Below are 731 nucleotides of genomic sequence, written 5' to 3'. Positions count from 1 at the left end.
GAATATTTTTCCTGTACAGCTTTTTGACATTCGCCAGCGCTTGCCGCAACCCCAGATTGGCGTGATACGCAAGGCTGGATTGAAACTGTTTTTGGAGGCAGTTTTGAGCAGGGCGATCTCACTGAAGCGGAATGGCGCGTACGATTGCGCCGAAGCCGGGCAAGCGCTGCCCCTACAAAGGTGCCTGAGTGTTCTTGTTCCACTGCGTCTCTCATGGGTCCGATTTACTTCGCCTCCGGGGCTCTCCCCTTGAATTCGTCGTAGCATGGGCCGCCGTCTGGACCGGACTTCGATTTCTCAGTTTTGAAGCAGGCGCACGCCGTGCTCGACGAGACATCCAATGATGCCACCGTCGTGGCACGACAGATATCCTTCAATTGTTCTCGCCATACCCATTGTCACCACGCTGGCAAATCTTCGAAGCGACACATGTGGTTGGTCTACTCAATCATCTGTAGGTTGATCCTTTTCAACCTGAGGCGGCACCGACGGGCTGCGAACCTCACAAGGGGGCAAAACCCCTCACTGCGACTGCACGCAGCAGGTACGGCGTCGGAGAGCCGCGAAAGGTCTTATCAGAGCCGCCATTCCAGTTGAGAGCCCCCGATGCCAGACCTTGCAGCCCCCGACTGGGATCGCCGGCCTGGGGGCGCTTCGGCGCATATTGGTGCGACAAGGACGCCTACGCGGACTACAAGGTGTTTTGCGACTATTTCGAGCACCGGATGGAC

At 57.2% G+C, this 731-nt stretch carries 1 protein-coding gene; it reads left to right on the top strand.

The window, feature by feature from the left end; translation table 11 throughout:
- A partial coding sequence (locus EN780_RS39960; RefSeq protein WP_210215105.1) for a hypothetical protein occupies positions 1 to 253 on the top strand: 253 nt, incomplete at its 5' end.
- Positions 254 to 731: the final 478 nt, after the last annotated feature.

It is taken from the genome of Mesorhizobium sp. M4B.F.Ca.ET.089.01.1.1 (assembly GCF_004022605.1).
GTDB lineage: Bacteria > Pseudomonadota > Alphaproteobacteria > Rhizobiales > Rhizobiaceae > Mesorhizobium > Mesorhizobium abyssinicae.
The sequence above is the reverse complement of the archived record's forward strand: the minus strand, read 5'-3'. Positions and strand labels throughout refer to the sequence as shown.